Origin of the sequence: Campylobacter sp. 2457A, assembly GCF_020135895.1 — a bacterium.
In the GTDB taxonomy this organism is placed as follows: Bacteria; Campylobacterota; Campylobacteria; order Campylobacterales; family Campylobacteraceae; genus Campylobacter_D; species Campylobacter_D taeniopygiae.
This window is the reverse complement of sequence record NZ_JACHTO010000011.1, coordinates 1-14,437: the sequence shown is the minus strand read 5'-3', so window position 1 is coordinate 14,437 and position 14,437 is coordinate 1. Positions and strand designations below refer to the sequence as shown.

General features: G+C 29.2%; 16 protein-coding genes. 4 read left to right on the top strand and 12 right to left on the bottom strand.

The window, feature by feature from the left end; all coding sequences use genetic code 11:
- Window positions 1-5 precede the first annotated feature (5 nt).
- The 12 genes from mrdA to H2280_RS04680 form a co-directional block, all read right to left on the bottom strand.
- Entirely contained in the window at window positions 6-1,808 is a 1,803-nt protein-coding gene (gene mrdA, locus H2280_RS04735) for a penicillin-binding protein 2 (RefSeq protein ID WP_337215837.1), read from the bottom strand.
- A complete protein-coding gene (locus H2280_RS04730) occupies window positions 1,808-2,293 on the bottom strand; it encodes a hypothetical protein (RefSeq protein ID WP_137624199.1) in 486 nt (161 codons plus the stop codon). Before H2280_RS04730 ends, mrdA begins: the two co-directional genes overlap by 1 nt.
- Entirely contained in the window at window positions 2,294-2,884 is a 591-nt protein-coding gene (gene yihA / locus H2280_RS04725) for a ribosome biogenesis GTP-binding protein YihA/YsxC (RefSeq protein ID WP_337215836.1), read from the bottom strand.
- On the bottom strand, window positions 2,881-3,342 hold the full coding sequence (locus tag H2280_RS04720) for an LptA/OstA family protein (protein ID WP_137624201.1): 462 nt from the start codon (window positions 3,340-3,342) through the stop codon (window positions 2,881-2,883). Before H2280_RS04720 ends, yihA begins: the two co-directional genes overlap by 4 nt.
- Window positions 3,324-3,839: a hypothetical protein gene (locus H2280_RS04715; protein WP_337215835.1), complete on the bottom strand. Its 516-nt coding sequence runs from the start codon at window positions 3,837-3,839 to the stop codon at window positions 3,324-3,326. Before H2280_RS04715 ends, H2280_RS04720 begins: the two co-directional genes overlap by 19 nt.
- The gene (locus H2280_RS04710) at window positions 3,830-4,318 is read right to left on the bottom strand and encodes an HAD-IIIA family hydrolase (protein WP_137624203.1); all 489 of its coding nucleotides are present in this window, start codon (window positions 4,316-4,318) and stop codon (window positions 3,830-3,832) included. The genes H2280_RS04715 and H2280_RS04710 overlap by 10 nt, the downstream gene beginning before the upstream one ends.
- A gap of 1 nt (window position 4,319) precedes the next feature.
- Complete coding sequence (locus H2280_RS04705; protein WP_337195469.1) at window positions 4,320-5,159, bottom strand: septal ring lytic transglycosylase RlpA family protein; 840 nt, start codon at window positions 5,157-5,159, stop codon at window positions 4,320-4,322.
- The gene (locus tag H2280_RS04700) at window positions 5,098-6,234 is read right to left on the bottom strand and encodes a lytic transglycosylase domain-containing protein (protein ID WP_137624205.1); all 1,137 of its coding nucleotides are present in this window, start codon (window positions 6,232-6,234) and stop codon (window positions 5,098-5,100) included. Before H2280_RS04700 ends, H2280_RS04705 begins: the two co-directional genes overlap by 62 nt.
- The gene (locus H2280_RS04695) at window positions 6,231-7,049 is read right to left on the bottom strand and encodes a TatD family hydrolase (protein WP_337215834.1); all 819 of its coding nucleotides are present in this window, start codon (window positions 7,047-7,049) and stop codon (window positions 6,231-6,233) included. Before H2280_RS04695 ends, H2280_RS04700 begins: the two co-directional genes overlap by 4 nt.
- Window positions 7,040-8,284: a bile resistance response regulator CbrR gene (cbrR, locus tag H2280_RS04690; RefSeq protein WP_337215833.1), complete on the bottom strand. Its 1,245-nt coding sequence runs from the start codon at window positions 8,282-8,284 to the stop codon at window positions 7,040-7,042. The genes H2280_RS04695 and cbrR overlap by 10 nt, the downstream gene beginning before the upstream one ends.
- 78 nt (window positions 8,285-8,362) lie before the next feature.
- On the bottom strand, window positions 8,363-9,886 hold the full coding sequence (locus H2280_RS04685) for an AAA family ATPase (RefSeq protein WP_337215832.1): 1,524 nt from the start codon (window positions 9,884-9,886) through the stop codon (window positions 8,363-8,365).
- The gene (locus H2280_RS04680) at window positions 9,886-10,743 is read right to left on the bottom strand and encodes an NAD(+) kinase (protein ID WP_337195466.1); all 858 of its coding nucleotides are present in this window, start codon (window positions 10,741-10,743) and stop codon (window positions 9,886-9,888) included. Before H2280_RS04680 ends, H2280_RS04685 begins: the two co-directional genes overlap by 1 nt.
- Window positions 10,744-10,828: 85 nt before the next feature.
- Here H2280_RS04680 and aspS point away from each other — a divergent pair, with 85 nt between their 5' ends.
- The 4 genes from aspS to msrA are packed head-to-tail and all read left to right on the top strand — an operon-like array spanning window position 10,829 to window position 14,226.
- On the top strand, window positions 10,829-12,580 hold the full coding sequence (aspS, locus tag H2280_RS04675) for an aspartate--tRNA ligase (RefSeq protein ID WP_337215831.1): 1,752 nt from the start codon (window positions 10,829-10,831) through the stop codon (window positions 12,578-12,580).
- Complete coding sequence (locus H2280_RS04670; protein ID WP_137624211.1) at window positions 12,577-13,152, top strand: adenylate kinase; 576 nt, start codon at window positions 12,577-12,579, stop codon at window positions 13,150-13,152. The genes aspS and H2280_RS04670 overlap by 4 nt, the downstream gene beginning before the upstream one ends.
- Before the next feature lie 12 nt (window positions 13,153-13,164).
- A complete protein-coding gene (gene ppa / locus H2280_RS04665) occupies window positions 13,165-13,683 on the top strand; it encodes an inorganic diphosphatase (RefSeq protein WP_337215830.1) in 519 nt (172 codons plus the stop codon).
- 36 nt (window positions 13,684-13,719) lie between these two features.
- Complete coding sequence (msrA, locus tag H2280_RS04660; RefSeq protein ID WP_337215829.1) at window positions 13,720-14,226, top strand: peptide-methionine (S)-S-oxide reductase MsrA; 507 nt, start codon at window positions 13,720-13,722, stop codon at window positions 14,224-14,226.
- Window positions 14,227-14,437: the final 211 nt, after the last annotated feature.

The following is a 14,437-nucleotide window of genomic DNA, read 5'->3' as shown; positions in this document are numbered from 1 at the left end:
TCAAGTTATTTAAAATAACCTAAACTTATCATTTTTTGATAAATTTTTGCAGTGATTTCCCCAGAGGTAGTATCCCTACCTCCATGTTCGAGTAAAACAGTTACAACATATCTCGGATTTGCATAAGGCGCATAAGAAGTAAGCCATGCATGAGATCTTGTATAATATTGTAATTGTTTTTCATCCACCCTACTGCGATCTGTTTGAGAAAATCCTACCACCTGTGCAGTTCCTGTTTTAGCAGCTACTTTTACACCAAGATTATGCAAATAACGATAAGCTGTTCCTCCTTGTTCATTAGCCACAGCATACATGGCATCCCTTATATAAGGAAGTTGACTTTTTTCAAATAAGGTAAAAATTTCTTGATTATCATGGGTTTTATTTTCAATTTTAGTATTATTATTTTCTATACTTTGTAAAAAATGAGGTAAAACTTGTTCACCTTTAGCAATTTGAGCTGTATATCTTGCAATTTGCATAGGAGTTGCTAAAAAATTTCCCTGACCTATGGCCGTATTTAAAGTATCACCCTGAAACCAATTTTGCTTATATCTTTGCATTTTCCATTCTCTACTCGGTAAAATACCTACAAATTCATTAGGCAAATCAACTCCAGTTTTTGCACCAAAACCAATGCGTGATAAAGTTTGACTGATTTGATTGATACCAACTTGCAAACCTCCATCGTAAAAATAAACATCACAACTTGATTTAATAGCATGTTTTAAATCCACGTTTCCATGCCCTGATCGATTCCAGCATCGAAATAATCTTCCTCCAAGCTCCACACTACCCCCACAAAAAAATTGAGTAGAAGGCGTAATATTTCCTGAATTTAAAAAAGCCAAAGCAACACCCATCTTAACAACGGAGCCAGGTGGATAATATCCGTTGATAAGTTTATTTGTAAAAGGATGATCAAGATTATTAGAAAGCTCATCCCAATCTTTAAAAGAAATTCCCGTTACAAAAGGATTAAGATCGTATTCTGGAAAACTTCCAGCTGCCAAAATAGATCCATCTTTAATATCCATAATAATTGCTGCTCCAGCATTATTTTCAAAAATATTAGTCAAAAAATCTTGCAATTGTATATCAATAGTTAAATGTATATCATTTGAAAGTGGAGGAGTATAAGAAATTTGCGCCACTTCTTGATTTAAGGCATTAACCTTATAAACTTTTTCTCCTTTGACTCCTTGTAAAACATCATTATAATAACGTTCTATACCACTTTTTCCAATAAAATTTGTCAATTTAGAAATTTCATTTTCTTTTATATCTTGCAAATTAGCTTTTCCAACATAACCTATAATATGAGAGGCTAATTTTCCATAAGGATATTTTCTTTGCACGGTAGATTCTATTTTTATATTTTCATCCAAATTAAGCACTGAATAATGTTTCATCATCTCTTGTGCGGATATAAAATCTACAATTTGTATATAATCTTGATTATAATATGAATCATTTTTCTTATAAATTTGTAATAATTTTGTAACATTTAAATCCGGAAAAAAACCTTGCAATTTGTTTAATTCTTTTTCTAAAATACTGATTTTATTTTTCTTAAGACTTAAATAAGGTTTTAAAGAAATACTATATCCTAAGTCATTAACTGCCAAAAGTGTGCCGTTTCGATCAAATATTTCCCCACGTTTAGGAGCTATCAATTGAGTTTTTATGGCATTTTGCTTTGCAAGCTCTTCATAATATACATTAGACTTTATACTCAAATAATAAATGCGACTTAATAAAAAAATAAAAAATAAAAGTATAAAACCAACAACCAAACGCATACGCATTAAATTTTACCTCTAAAAAAGACATAAGCTAAAAAACATTCAATTGCTATAGATATTAAATATCCAAAACTTAATGTTTTAAAATGCTGATTATTCATATAAGAAAAAATAAAATCCAAAAGAAAAATGAAAAAATAAGCACAAAGAACAAATGCAACAGGTATCAATTTTTCCATTTTCAAACTCGTTTTAATCCAATCAGCACAAATATAATAAAAAAGAGCAAAGGCAATCCAAGATGAAAAAATAAAAAAATCATAAGTAATATCTGTAAAAAACAAAAAAAATAAAGAAAAATACCACCGAAAATCAAGTTTATTAAAGGTTTTTTGACTTTGTTCTAAAAGATAAATCATATAGCAAAAAAATAAACCATAAAGCAAAGGTGTATAGGTAAAAATAGATCCTAAAATTTGATATACAATATAAAAAAAACCTAAAAATATATACCCACCATTGATATTTACTCTATAATTTTTTATCATTTATAAACCCAAAACCTGATTAATGATTTCATTCTCAAGCTTATCAAGCCCAAATTTATTTAAATTTGAAATTAAAATTGCATCTTTAAAATTATTTCTAAGTTTGGCTTTTTCGCTTTGATTTAATTTATCACATTTTGTAAAAACTTTTAAAATTTTTTGATCCGGTCTTAAAAATCCTTTTAAATAATCATTCAATCCTTTATCAATTTCTAAATCGGTATGTCTTGAATCAATTAAATGAATAAATAGCTTTATGGAAGTTCTTAATCTTAAAAACTCATCTAAATGAACATTCCATTCTTCTTTTAAATTTTTAGAAACCTTAGCATAACCAAAACCAGGTAAATCTACAAAATGAATATTAAATTTATCCTCATCTTTTTGACATAAAACTTCAAAAAAATTTATCAATTGAGTTTTTCCAGGAGTTGAAGAGCTTTTAGCAAGATTTTTTTGCTTACACAAAGAATTAATTAAAGAACTTTTGCCAACATTTGATCTTCCTAAAAAAGCAACTTCACTAAAATTAGACGCAAAATTGATATCAAATTTTGCCAAAGAGGTGATAAAACGTGCATTAATAATCATTTTTGTTTCAAATCAAATACAAAGCGTGCAGGTTTATTGTCTTTGCTTTGTATTTTATAAATATTTTTTTTCCTATCTACGATAATTTTATCTCCGCAAAGCTTTTGATGGTTGATTGGTTCATTGATATATGCATTTCCATCAATTTCATAAGTATCATCAACAACATTATAAATTAATTTATCCCCCTCTCCTTTATAAACCTTGCCTTTTAGGTTAATTTTAAATTTTGGATTTTGCGTAGCTTCATACCGTATAGGTTTGCGATTTTTATCAGTATAGATGATCAATTTTCCAGCATTTAAAATATCTTCTCCCCTTTTAACTTCAACATCGCCACTAAGTATACTTTCTCCCTTATTCTCATCGGAATAAAAATTTAAAGCTTTTACTTCAATTTTAGTCGCTAAAGATACACTTATACAAAAGAATAATAAAATTATTTTTCTTGCAAACATGCATTTACCTCTTGAATTTGCAAAATTTTGTTTTTTGTATCATATTGTAAAATTTTTCCATTAACAATATTTCCATTAATCAAACCCTTAAAACCTGTATCTGTGCTTAAAATTTTGTTTTTTGGCTGATACTCTACTTCATCAGCAATAAATTTAACATTATTAGATCCTAAATATGTAACATTTCCTTCAAATTTTATCTTATCCATATTTTGACCCAAAAGTTCTAGCTTATTAGCACTTAAGTTAAAATCCAAATTATAATTTGTGAAATTATCAAATTCATCTCTATTAGTATATCTTACCCAAGAATTAGCTTTATAATAAGACTTAATTGCTGTTTGATTGATATCATAAGCTTTTAAATGATTTGCTTCAATATTTTTAAAATTTAAAGAATAAGATTTAATATCTAAAGAATAAGGATCTTGAAGCCATAAAATCACAAAAGTAATCACAAAAAGAGCGATAAGGATACCAAAACTTTTTATAGCCAAATTTTATTCCAATCTTGCTGCATATTATTTTTTTTCACGATATATTCTATCATTTCTGCTACAGCGGCTTCTCCGCCTTTATTTTCCAAAATCACATCAACCTTTAAATCCTTATGAGCATCTTTTGGCTTAAAGCTTAAACCCACATTTTCAAGAAGATTTTTATCATTAAAATAATCCCCTATAGCTGCACACTGAGAAAAATCAAGGTTTAATTTTTGCAAAATTTCTTTTGCGCAAGTTAATTTATCTTTAACTCCTTGGAATAAAAGATCTATTTTTAAATCTTTAGATCTTTTATCTACACAAGGGCAATTTCTACCTGTAATGATAGCGATTTTTTTGCCAAGTTTTATCCAAGCTTCAATCGCTGCACCATCTTTAACATTAAATTCTTTGATAAAACCACCTTCTGAAGTGTAGATGATTTTTCCATCTGTTAAGCAACCATCCACATCTAAAAAAATTAATTCTATCATTTTATTCTCTTACTATGAAAGCTCCAGCAAATGCTCCACTTGCAGCAAAATCACGTGCTTCTTCTTCACTTCTAAATCCGGTTAAAAAAACTCGATTTAAACCATCCACTGTACTTGTGCGTATAGTCGAAGAATAAGTTCTATAAGTTTTATATCTTGAAGCTATAGTTCTTGCACCTTCTGGATTTTTAAACGCACCAATTTGAACCATAAAATTTCCACCCTCATAAATTTGACCATTGCCTGAAATTTCTCCACCGTTGCCATAATTTACATTAGAATGAACGACATTATTGCCAGAATTTGAAGAACCAAATCCTATAACTTCGAGTCTAACTGGTGCCGTTCCACTGTGTATCATATCGATTTGCTTTGCAGCCGCATTAGATAAATCAATAATACGATTATTTACAAAAGGACCACGATCATTTACACGAACGGTAACTTGACGATTATTGTTTAAATTTGTAACCTTTAAAATAGTATTCATAGGTAAAGTTTTATGTGCTGCTGTGAATGCATTTTGATCATAAATTTCACCATTTGAAGTTTTTTTACCATGAAATCCTGGTCCATACCAACTAGCAATACCATCAGCAGTTTCTCCAACAGATACCACAGTTGGATAATAAGTTTTTCCATTTATGGTATAAGGCTTCATTGTGCCTTTACCGCCTGAAGAACTAGGATTGCTTTTAAAATCATTACTCGGGTAATAAACCTGAGCACCACTACTTGATTCTGAAAGTAAATTACCTATTCCACAACCCGTAAAAATACTAATGACGGATAAAATTGGAATAATTTTTAGAGTCGCTTTGAGCTGTCTTAATGTTTGCATTTTTGTTCTCCTTTATTGGTATTATAATTTTTTGATTAATACTTAAACGATTTTTATAAATACGGTTTAATTCTTTAATACTATCTATACTCACATGATGATTTTTCGCTATTTTATATAAAGAATCTCCCGCTTTTACGGTATAAACTTTGGTCATAGGTATAGTTGTATCAACTTTTGCAAGTTTATTTTCTTTAAAATACTTGTCAAAAAAAGCCACTTTATTTAAAGGAATATACATATAATATCCTTTGCCTGGCGGCGTAAAATTATGCTTAAAATGAGGATTGTATTTTTTAAAAGTAGCAAAACTTATATTTAAATTTTTAGCTATATCTTTTAACGAGACAGAAGATGGGGCATCCACTTTAATAAAATCATTACTTAAAGCATAATTTACCAAAGATGCATCTTTTGCTAATAAAAAATCCCTATCATTTGCCAAAAATGAAAGGGTTAAAATTTTACGCAAAAAATTACGAGTTTCTAAAGAAAGATATTTTTTATCTGAATCAAGCAAAACATTTAAGTCATCACTGCCTGCCTCTTTAATAGCTTGATGCAATTTTCCATTGCCGCAATTATAAGCTAAAATAGCTAGATACCACTTACCAAACTCTGCTTTCATTCTTTTTAAATAATCAATGGCTGCATAAGTTGATTTTACAGGATCCCGTCTTTCATCAACATAAGCATCTACCCTAAGTCCTAAATTTTTGGCCGTAGGTTTCATAAACTGCCAAATTCCAACAGCTTTAGCATTAGAAACACTATTAACCTTTAAACCAGATTCAACCATAGCTAAATATAAAATTTCTTCAGGAACTTCTTCTTCAGATATTATTTTTCGAATCATAGGAGTTATTTTTGAAAAATTTTGCATTCCGTCAATCAAAGTTTTAGTATGCTTTGATTTTATATCTTGCTGACTTTGAACAAAAACTAAATTACTGATAAAATTTGACTCTATATCTAAATCTCTTAAAATTTTTATCTGTCTTTCATAAAATTCTGGAGAATTAATTTGTGCAAAAAGAAAATTAAAAAACAATAATAGTAATAATATTTTTTTCATAAACCACCTTGAAAAAATAATTTTTTAGAATTATCCAAGCAAATTTTTAAAAGCTCTTCTCTTGATAAATTTAAAATTTCACTCATTTTATTAGCCACTAATTGAGTTAGCAAAGGCTCATTTCTCTTCCCGCGATAAGGCTCTGGAGTTAAATAAGGCGCATCAGTTTCAATGAGTAATTTGTCCCTTGGAATTTTAGGTAAAATTTCCACTAATTTCTTAGCATTTTTAAACGTTAAAATTCCACCTATTCCAAAATAAAAACCTTCATTGCTAAGACGAAGTAAATGTTCACTCGCATTAAAACAATGTAAAACTCCACCAACAAGATCCTTAGAATATTGATGTAAAATTTCATAGGTATCATTATTGGCTTCTCGTGTATGGATAATCACAGGCTTTTTAAACTCTTTTGCTAATTCAAGCTGAATTTTAAAAAAATGTTTTTGAAGATTTTTTTGATGCTCTATTTCTTTTAAACCATCGCTTTGAAAACGAAAATAGTCCAATCCACACTCGCCTACCGCTATGCATTTTTCTTGTTTTAAATATTGTCTTAAAATGTTTTCATCAAAATTATCAATTTCATAAGGATGTATTCCAGCTGCAAAATATACTCTATCATATTTTTGCGCTAATTCTGCAGCATAAGGAAGATCTTTAATATGTGCACCAGGTATAATTATTTTTTCAATCCCATTATTAAAAGAATGTGTTAAAAGTGCATCCAAATCATCCTTAAAAACATCACTATCAATATGACAATGGGTGTCGATAATCTTTAAATTATCTTTAAATTCAAGATCTAAGAACATACTTCCACTCGATCCTTACCGTTGGTTTTTGCTTGTGCAAGTGCCTTAGATGCTTTTTCAGCTAAATGGTCAAATTTATCTTTGTTTTTACCAAAAACTACACCAATAGAAGCAGTAAAAAACACTTCATCTAAATTAATCAAAATTCCAACTTTTTTTATATTAACACGGATGCGAGATAAAATTTTAACAGCTTTTTCGTGAGAAATATTTTTTAATAAAATACAAAATTTTTCAGGACTAAATCTTCCTACTATATCCCTACCCTTAACTTCATTTACAATTTCATTGGCGCAAATTTTAATAATCTCATTACCCGCATCAAAACCATATCTTTCATTTAAAGATTTTAAATCATCAATATTTAAAAAAGCCAAAGCAAAATCTTCTTCTTTAATCATAACTTCATTAAAATACGCTTCAATATCATCCATTAAAGCTTCATAATTTTTTACACCCGAAATAGGATCAAGATTGTTATAGGTATTTAAAAATTTCATATTATCCATATAAGTTAAACATCGATCCAAACGAGAATTAAAACTATCTCTTTTAATCGGTTTTATTAAATATTCATTGGCACCATTTTTAAATAAATCAGCCTCTAAAGTATCATTTTTATCGCCTAAAAGTATCACTCCTAGTTCATCTTCACTGAAACGAGCTCTAACCTCATCTAAAAGTTCGCTTCCGCTAATAACTGGCATATTAACATCTGCAATAATAAGGCGTATATCATTGTTATCATTTAAATAACTCATAGCTTCTTCTCCATGAGCAGCAGCTAAAACATTAAAACGTCTTTGCGTAAGGATCTTTTTAATTTCATTACGTTCAGGAAGTTTGCTTAAGGCTAAAATGATTTTAGTTCCAGAATACTGATCTAATTTAGATATAGAATTTATAATATCATCAATACAAGTACTGCTTTCTTTAAAAATATAACCCATTATATCTTTTTTTAAAAAGTCATCTCTTACTTCTTTATCGTTATTAGCGGTTAAAACAATCACGGGTAATTTTTTTTCTAAAAGAAACTCTACTACCTCTCCATTTGGAGCATCTGGTAAATATAATTCAGCAAAAACTAAAAAATATTTATTAGAAGATAATTCTTTTGCCTCCGCATAACTAAAAACAATATCAACCTCATAATTTAAAGTCGATTGGATTTTTTTAGCCAAAAGCTTTCCAAGCATTTTATTATGATCGACAATTAAAATTTTTTTATCCATAAATTTAACACACCTTAAAAATTAAAGCTAATTTTAATGTAAGGATAAAATTGTAACATGCTTAAATAAAAAATCCGCTTAAGACTTAAACAAAGTTTTAGCAAATTCTAAAGCTTCATCGTTAATCTTTTCCCCACTTACCATTCTAGCAAGCTCTTTGATTCTCTCTTCTTGATTCAGTTTTTTGACAAAACTTTCATCACCTTTTTTTTCAACTAAAAAGTGATTGTGTGCCTTAGAAGAAAGTTGCGGTAAATGTGAAATAGCAAAAATTTGATAAAAATTTGAAAGTTCATTTAAAACCTTAGCGATACTCATCGCTTCTTTGCCACTCAAATTAGCATCAATTTCATCTAAAAATAATATCCCATTGCCCTGACCTAAAATTTTACACTCCGTTGCTATAAATGCAAGTCTTAAACGATTAAGCTCTCCTGAGCTTAAATTTTTCAAATTAGCCAAATTGATATTTAAACTAATCTCATCTTTGCCCATAGAAGATATCATTTTACTTTCATCCAAATTTAAAATAGCATCTTTCATGTAAAGATTTTTTAGATATCCATTTAAGCAATTTTGCAATTGTTCTAGATTATTTTTTCTTGTTTGGGTTAGAATTTTTGCACTTTTTTCTATTTTGTCTTTTGCTTTTTCAAATTTCTTCTCAAGCTCTTTTTTTTCAAAACTTAGATTTTCATAATGCTCAAGTTCTTTTTTCTTCTGCTCTAAAATTTCTAGTGCATTTTCAATACTCTCGTAACGTTTAATTAAAAAAGATAAATTTTCTATCCTATCAAGTATTTTTTCAATATCAAAATCAAAATCTTCCAATTTTTGACTTTCTGAAATCAAACGCAACTCATTTAAACATTCACTAAAAAAAGTCGGATCTTTATCGCTTAAATTTAAAGCATCAATCACGACTTTTTCCAAATCAAAAATTACACTAGCCTTTTGCCACGCTTCATCTAATTTATCCTTTTTAGAAAGCTTTTTTTTAAGCTCTAATAATTCTTCATATTCCCCTATTTTTGGATTAATGCTTTGAATTTTTTCAATTTGAATGCTTGCCACTTCTTTTAATTCTTCGATTTTTTTTTCTTCATCTAAAATTTGATTTAATTCTTCAGAAAATCGAGTGTAATTAGCAAAATCTTCTCTAAATTCATTTAAGAAATTTTCAAATTGAGGATTATTTTGTATCTCCAAAGCATCTAAAATTCTCAAAAATTTTTCATTACTAAATTCATTATTTTCTTTGGCACTAAGATATTTAATAAAACTTTTACTTAAATTTTGCAAACTTTTTTTAGCGATGCTTTGATTATTAATAAAATATTTTGTATTTTTTTCTTTTAAAAGCTTAAAAACATTTTCTTCTTCGCTTTCTATTCCATATTCTTCTAAATTTAACTCATCATCAAGCTCTAACTCTACAAGTTTAGCTTCACTATCGCTTAGAGCAAAAGCGGATAAAATTCCCTTAAATAACACAGATTTTCCAGCTCCACTAAGCCCAGTAAAAACAGTAAGTCCTTTTGAAATTTCAAGCTTTGCTTCTTTAAAACCCAAATTTTCTTTTATCAAAATTCTATTGATCATTAACTTCCCCAATTTAATTTTTCTTTTAAAATTTGAAAATAATCTCGATTTTTTGGACGAATCAAAGTAACACTTTTATGACTTAAACCCACTTTAATGCTTTTAAAATCATCCATTTTGTAATTTTCTTGCCCATCTATGGAAAACATACATCCTTTTGCTCTAATTTCTAATTCAAATCCTTTAGGCAATACAATAGGTCTTTGTGTCAAAGAATGAGAACAAATTGGAGTCAAGATAAAGGCTTGAGCTAAAGTATAAACTATAGGACCATTAGCACTTAAATTATAAGCGGTTGATCCAGCAGGTGTAGCAACGATCAATCCATCTCCAAAATATTCGTTAAATTTTTTGTCTTGATGATAAACTTCAATATGTGCCATAGAAGCTTGATCTTCCCTTTTTATGATAATGTCATTAAAAGCATAATTTTTTATTTTTTGACCATTTTTTTGCTTTAAACTGACACTAAGCAAGAAAGGATTTTCCGTTTTAAAATCACCACAAAAAAAAGATTGAAAAAATTCCTCCGCATAATCAATTTTAAAATCCGTTAAAAAACCTAAGTGTCCTGCATGAATTCCCAAAACAGCTTTATGATATTCCCAAGCTTTGCGGCATACAGAAATCAAAGTTCCATCGCCACCCAAAGAAATAATAAAATCAGAAATTTTAAACAACTCATCAATATCATAATGTGATAAATTCGGATTTTTAGAGTTTTTTAAAAGCAAAAGTTCAACATTATATTTGTTTAAAATATTTTCTAAAATACATATTTCATTATCAAGATCCGAATTAAAACGAACAACAAGCCCTACTTTCTTAATATTTTTATAATCTATTTTGTTTTGCATGGAAAAATTATAACAAAACTTAGCTAAGCAAAAGAATAAAAATACTATAATTTTAAAATAATTATTTTAATTTCAAGGAAAAAAATTGCGTAGTCATTACAATACAGACTTGGGAATTTCCAATGTTGGAGAAACAGTTAAACTCTGTGGCTGGGTCAATAGCTACCGCGATCACGGAGGAGTCATTTTTATAGACTTAAGAGATCGTAGCGGTATCATACAGCTTGTTTGTGATCCAAATGATAGCAAAGAATCTCACGAAATCGCTTCACGTGCTAGAAATGAATTTGTGCTTATTGCTGAAGGCAAAATTCGTCCTCGCGGAGAAGGACTTGTTAATACTAAATTAAAAACCGGTGAAATCGAAGTTGTTGTTAGCAAACTCATTATAGAAAATGAAAGCGCGGTTCCTCCTTTTGCAATCGCCGATGAAAGCGTTAATGAAGAATTAAGATTAAAATACAGATTTTTAGATTTAAGAAGTCCTAAACTTTATGAAAATTTTTCTTTACGATCTAAAGCTTGTATAGCGGCTAGAAATTCTTTAGCTAATATGGGATTTTTAGAAGTTGAAACCCCTATTTTAACTAAAGCCACACCTGAAGGAGCGAGAGATTATCTTGTCCCTTCTCGCGTTCATCAAGGTGAATTTTATGCCTTGCCTCAAAGTCCGCAATTATTTAAACAACTTTTAATGTGTAGTGGTTTTGATCGTTATTTTCAAATCGCAAAATGTTTTAGAGATGAAGATTTAAGAGCCGATCGCCAGCCTGAATTTACCCAAATTGACGTTGAAATGAGTTTTTGCGAACAAAAAGACGTTATGATGGTTGGTGAAACCTTTTTGAAAGACATTTTCAAGGCTTGTGGAAAAGAAATCAAAACCCCTTTTAAAGTCATGCAATATAAAGAAGCTATGGAGCTTTATGGGAGTGACAAACCTGATTTGAGATTTGATCTTAAATTTATAGATGTAATCGATATCTTTGCTAAATCTAACAATGAAATTTTCTCAAATATCGCTAAAGATACAAAGAAAAATCGTATCAAAGCTATACGCGTTCCACAAGGAGACACTATCTTTTCAAAAAGACAAATGCAAAGATTTGAAGAATTTGTTCGCAAATTTGGAGCACAAGGTTTGGCCTTTATACAAGTTAAAGAAGATGGTCTTAAGGGTCCACTTTGTAAATTTTTTGATGAAGCTGATTTACAAGAACTTAGCAAACGCTGTGATTTAGAAGTTGGAGATGTTGTCTTTTTTGGAGCTGGAGCTAAAAAAACCGTTCTTGATTATATGGGAAGATTTAGAATTTTCCTTGCAGAAGAATTAAAATTAATCAATCCTGATGTATTAGAATTTTTATGGGTTGTTGATTTTCCTATGTTTGAACAAAACGATGATGGAACTTATTCAGCTATGCATCATCCTTTTACTATGCCAAAAAATATTGATGAAGAAGATATTGAAGAGATTTATTCTATTGCCTATGATGTGGTTTTAAATGGCGTAGAATTAGGTGGTGGAAGCATTAGAATTCATAAAAACGATATCCAACAAAAAGTTTTCAAAAAATTAAATATCGATGAAAATGAACAAAGAAATAAATTTGGATTTTTACTCGATGCTTTAAGTTTTGGAGCTCCACCTCATGGTGGTATTGCCATAGGCTTAGATAGACTTATCATGCTAGTGACTGGATCAAAAAGCATAAGAGAAGTTATCGCTTTTCCAAAAACACAAAGAGCACAATGTCTTATGACAGACGCACCATCAGAACCAAATAAAGAAGCTTTAAGAGAATTAGGAATCAAATTAAGGGAGAATATAAAATGAAAGAATTATTTTTAATCATAGGGGCACCTGGAAGTGGAAAAACTACAGATGCAAGTCTTATAGCTCAATCAGATATTAATATTACTCATTATTCAACAGGTGATTTATTAAGAGAAGAAGTTGCTAGTGGAAGTGAACTTGGAAAAACAATTGATAGCTTTATTTCTAAAGGAAATTTAGTTCCTTTAGATGTGGTTGTAAATACTATTGTTTCAGCACTTAAAAACGCTCCAACAAAAACAATTATTATCGATGGTTATCCGCGAAGTGTTGAACAAATGATGGAATTTGATAAAGTTTTAAGCTCTCAAAACGAAATAGAGCTTAAAGGCGTGATCGAGGTACGCGTAAGCGAGCAAGTGGCTAAAGATAGAGTTTTAGGTAGAAATCGCGGAGCTGATGACAATGAAGAAGTTTTTTATAATAGAATGAAAGTTTATACCGAGCCTTTAGAAGAAATTCAAAAATTTTATCAAGATAAAAAACTTCATTTTATTATCGATGGAGAACGCACAATAGAACCTATTGTTGCAGATATGAAAGAATTAATTAAAAAAATTCAAAGCATTTAAAGGAGAATAAATATGGACTTAAGTAGAATCAAAATTGGAGATATCCCAAATAAAATCAATGCTGTAATCGAAATTCCTTATGGATCAAATATCAAATATGAAATCGATAAAGATAGTGGCGCTATTATGGTTGATCGCGTGATGGCAAGTGCGATGTTTTATCCTGCAAATTATGGTTTTATCGCAAATACCCTAGCTGATGATGGCGATCCTGTTGATATCTTGGTTTTAAATGAGTATCCTATCCAAGCTGGAGCTGTTATTCCTTGCCGTTTAATTGGCGTTTTAATCATGGAAGATGAAAGCGGAATGGATGAAAAACTTTTAGCTGTTCCAAGCTCAAAAATTGATGCAAGATATGATAATATCAAATCTTATACCGATTTGCCTCAAGCAACCTTAAATAAAATCAAAAATTTCTTTGAAACCTATAAAATTCTTGAACCAAATAAATGGGTGAAAGTGCAAGATTTCAAAGATACAGATGCTGCAATTGAAATTTTAGAAAAAGCGATCAAAAATTACAAATAAATTATTAGCCTTTTTTAGGCTAATATCAAGGAAAATATGAAAAGTATTATTTTAGGTGGTGGATGCTTTTGGTGCATACAAGCTGTATTTAAAAACATTAAAGGCGTTGTATATAGCGAAGTTGGATATACAGGAGGGGCTGAAAATCCAACCTATGAAAGCGTATGCTCTGGTGATGGCAATATTGAAGTTGTTAAACTAAACTACAACGATGTAGAAATTTCTCTTATAGAAATTTTAGACATCTTCTTTAAAATTCATGATCCTACTTCCATAGATAAACAAGGTGCTGATATAGGAATTCAGTATCGATCTGCAATTTTTTACGAAAATGAAAATGATGAAATTCTAATTAAAAACTTTATTGAAAAGATAAAAAATAACTACTCTTTACCTATAGCAACTCAAATCTATAAATTAAATAAATATTATTCCGCAGAATCCTATCATCAAAACTATTTTGCAAAAAATCCAAATCAAAGTTATTGCCAATTTGTTATTGCTCCGAAATTACAACTTATAAGAGATAAATTATCCAATTAAGATCTTAAAAAAATACATTTTATTCACAAAGTTTTCACAATGTGATTTTCTTATGAAAATCCTATAAAATAGCGCTTTAAGTTTAAAAAAATGAAAAAAAATATTTATTGTTTTTTAAGTTTTTTTATGAATTTAAAATTATATGTGAAAAGTTTAATTTAAAATCATAGTTAAAATAAGCTTGGAACAAATTTTGCTTATATTTATTTAT

What these genes read in the sequence shown, in the direction of transcription:
- cbrR (WP_337215833.1), bottom strand. Translation starts at nt 8,284, where the DNA reads ATGGATAAAAAAATTTTAATTGTCGATCATAATAAAATGCTTGGAAAG.
- H2280_RS04705 (WP_337195469.1), bottom strand. Translation starts at nt 5,159, where the DNA reads ATGCAAACATTAAGACAGCTCAAAGCGACTCTAAAAATTATTCCAATT.
- msrA (WP_337215829.1), top strand. Translation starts at nt 13,720, where the DNA reads ATGAAAAGTATTATTTTAGGTGGTGGATGCTTTTGGTGCATACAAGCT.
- H2280_RS04685 (WP_337215832.1), bottom strand. Translation starts at nt 9,886, where the DNA reads ATGATCAATAGAATTTTGATAAAAGAAAATTTGGGTTTTAAAGAAGCA.
- yihA (WP_337215836.1), bottom strand. Translation starts at nt 2,884, where the DNA reads ATGATTATTAATGCACGTTTTATCACCTCTTTGGCAAAATTTGATATC.
- H2280_RS04710 (WP_137624203.1), bottom strand. Translation starts at nt 4,318, where the DNA reads ATGATAGAATTAATTTTTTTAGATGTGGATGGTTGCTTAACAGATGGA.
- H2280_RS04695 (WP_337215834.1), bottom strand. Translation starts at nt 7,049, where the DNA reads ATGTTCTTAGATCTTGAATTTAAAGATAATTTAAAGATTATCGACACC.
- H2280_RS04700 (WP_137624205.1), bottom strand. Translation starts at nt 6,234, where the DNA reads ATGAAAAAAATATTATTACTATTATTGTTTTTTAATTTTCTTTTTGCA.
- H2280_RS04670 (WP_137624211.1), top strand. Translation starts at nt 12,577, where the DNA reads ATGAAAGAATTATTTTTAATCATAGGGGCACCTGGAAGTGGAAAAACT.
- H2280_RS04680 (WP_337195466.1), bottom strand. Translation starts at nt 10,743, where the DNA reads ATGCAAAACAAAATAGATTATAAAAATATTAAGAAAGTAGGGCTTGTT.
- H2280_RS04720 (WP_137624201.1), bottom strand. Translation starts at nt 3,342, where the DNA reads ATGTTTGCAAGAAAAATAATTTTATTATTCTTTTGTATAAGTGTATCT.
- H2280_RS04730 (WP_137624199.1), bottom strand. Translation starts at nt 2,293, where the DNA reads ATGATAAAAAATTATAGAGTAAATATCAATGGTGGGTATATATTTTTA.
- ppa (WP_337215830.1), top strand. Translation starts at nt 13,165, where the DNA reads ATGGACTTAAGTAGAATCAAAATTGGAGATATCCCAAATAAAATCAAT.
- mrdA (WP_337215837.1), bottom strand. Translation starts at nt 1,808, where the DNA reads ATGCGTATGCGTTTGGTTGTTGGTTTTATACTTTTATTTTTTATTTTT.